The organism is Pseudonocardia sp. McavD-2-B, from assembly GCF_024124365.1.
Taxonomy (GTDB): domain Bacteria; phylum Actinomycetota; class Actinomycetes; order Mycobacteriales; family Pseudonocardiaceae; genus Pseudonocardia; species Pseudonocardia alni.
Genome location: NZ_JAMXSG010000454.1, coordinates 1 through 2490, shown reverse-complemented (window position 1 = coordinate 2490; position 2490 = coordinate 1). Strand labels below are relative to the sequence as shown.

Below are 2490 nucleotides of genomic sequence, written 5' to 3'. Positions count from 1 at the left end.
AGCCGTCCGGCGACGGTCGCCCCCAGGGACACGACGGCGACCCCGCCGGCCAGCGAGAGGGCCCGCCGGCGCGACAGCGGCGCGGCGGCGCCCAGGCCGTCCCGGGCCGCCCGGGTGAATGCGGCGTGCACCGCGAGGAACACCGTCGGCCCGACGAGGAGCGCCACGGCGGGGGCGAGCAGGTCGACCGGCCGGAACGCGGGCGCGAGCACCGTGGTGACCAGGGCGGTCACCCCCATCGCGACGACGACCGCCACGCCAGGGGCGGGCCGTCGCCGGGCCAGGAGCCCGGCGGCCACGGCCATCCCGGTGATCACCAGCGCCATCCCGGTCAGCAGCGCGAGCTTGTCGGCGGTGCCGAACGTGGCGATCGCGAACTGCTTCAGCCATTCCGGGGTCAGCCGGACGAACTGGTCGCCGACGGTCAGGAACGGCGACGACGCCGGCGCCACCAGCCCCGCGACGAGGTCGCCCACGGCGAGGGCCGAGCCGACGCCGAGCAGGCCGGTGACCACCGCCCGCGGCCGGGTGAGGGACGCGGTGGGGCGGATCGGGGTCGCGGTCACACCAGGGTGTTCGTACGACGACGGGCCCGGGGTTCGCACCCCGGGCCCGTCGTGTCGTGCCGGCGGTCGTCAGCTCGTGGGCATGAGGACCTTGTCGATCACGAACACGGTGGCGTTCGCGGTCGGGATGTTGCCGCAGAGGATGTTGGCGGTGTTGCCCTGCCCGTCGGTGACGGTGGGGGCCTCGGCGGTGCCGCCGATGGTGAGGTCGCCGCCGGCCAGCTGGGTCAGGGTCTTCTTCTCCACGAGGCCGGCGGCGTCCAGACGCTCCGGGGTCACGTGGTAGGAGAGCAGGCCCTGCAGCTGGGTGGTGTCGGCGAGCAGGGCGTTGAACTGCTCCTCGCCGAGCTGCTGCTGCACCGCGGTGAAGGCGTCGTTCGCCGGGGCGAAGACGGTGATGCCCTGCTGCTGGTTCAGGGTGTCGGCCAGGCCGGGGACCTTGCCGACGGCGGTGACCAGCGTGGTCAGCAGCGGGTTGGTGCTCGCGGCGGTGGCGACCGGCTGCGGGCCCATCGAGTTCAGCGAGCCGGGCTCGTCGCCCTGCGGCAGCTGGCTGCAGGCCGGGCCGAAGACGTCGTCGTTGGTGGTGACGCCGTCGGCGGCGGCGGTGGTCGCCGGGGCGGAGGAGGAGGCCGGGGCCGCCGCGGGCGGTGCGGAGGTGTCGCTGCCGCCGCCACAGGCGGTGAGGCCGAGCGAGAGGGCGGCGAGCAGGCCGACGGTGGCGAGGGTGCGAGAGGCGCGCATGGCTGATTCCCTTTCGAGGAAACTGTCTGTCCTGTATGGACTTCACTGAATTGTTCGGGCGGTGGGTCCGGGCGGTTCGGCGGTTCCGGAAGTTTTCTCGGATATTTCTTCCGGGTGGCGTAGAACGATTCAGACGACGGTGATGATCGTACTCGGCCACCCCGTCGCGCCGTCCGGGATCGGGTCGACGCGGACGTCGGTCTGGACGAGCCCGCGGCGGTCGGTGGCCCGGGCGGTGAGGGTGTGGCTGCCGGGGGAGAGGTCGAGCTCGGCCCGCCACATCCGCCAGGTGTTCGGGTTGACCTCGGTGGCCAGCTCGGCCCGCACCCACGGGCCGTCGTCGGCGCGGACCTCGACGGCGGTGATCCCGACCGGCTGCGCCCACGCGACCCCGGCGACCTGCACACGTCCGGCCGGGAGCTTCGAGAAGCCGACCGGGGCGTCGATGCGGCACTGGGTCTTGATCGGGGCGCGCTCGGCCCAGCCCCGATCGCGCCAGTACACGCTGCGCTCGGCGAAGGTCGTCAGCTCGATGTCGGCGAGCCACTTGGTGGCCGAGACGTAGCCGTAGAGCCCCGGGACGACCATGCGCACCGGGAAACCGTGCTCGACCGGCAGCGCCTCGCCGTTCATGCCGAGCGCGAGCAGCGCGCCCCGGCCGGGTTCGAGCACGGTCGCGGTCGGGGTGCCCGCCGTCCAGCCGTCGCGGCTGGTGGAGACGATCTGGTCCGCGGACGGGTCGACCCCGGCCTCCAGCAGCAGCGGGGCCAGCTCGACGCCGACGAAGTCCGCGGTGGACACCAGGTTCCCGCCGACCGTGTTGGACACGCAGGTCATCGTGATCGTGCGCTGCACGAGCGGCCGTCGCAGCAGGTCGTCGACGGTGAGGACGAGCTCGCGCCCGACCCGGCCGTGCACCCGCAGCGACCAGTCCTCGGCCCGCACGGCCGGGATCGTGAGGGCGACGTCGATGCGGTAGAAGTCGGAGTTCGGCGTCACGAACGGGACGGTGCCGAGCTGGGGGAACGCGGCCGACGCGGGTACCGGCGGGGCGGTCTCGGCGAGCGTCGCCGCGGCCAGCCTGCCGGTCAGCGCGGCCCGCGAGGCCGCGATCCCGCTGCCCGAGGAGGACAGCGCCAGGCCGGCCCCGCCCGCGACGAGCGTCCCGGCGGCGACGGCG

The 2490-nt window shown here is 74.2% G+C and carries 2 protein-coding genes and 1 pseudogene; all 3 read right to left on the bottom strand.

Going from position 1 to position 2490, the window contains the following annotated elements; all coding sequences use genetic code 11:
• Positions 1-566 (bottom strand): annotated as a pseudogene (locus NH602_RS30095) (molybdopterin-binding protein); the annotation flags it as partial.
• Between the two features lie 69 nt (positions 567-635).
• On the bottom strand, positions 636-1310 hold the full coding sequence (locus NH602_RS30090) for a fasciclin domain-containing protein (protein ID WP_253069592.1): 675 nt from the start codon (positions 1308-1310) through the stop codon (positions 636-638).
• A gap of 129 nt (positions 1311-1439) precedes the next feature.
• On the bottom strand, positions 1440-2490 hold a 1051-nt coding region (locus NH602_RS30085; RefSeq protein WP_253069591.1), incomplete at its 5' end, for a molybdopterin-dependent oxidoreductase.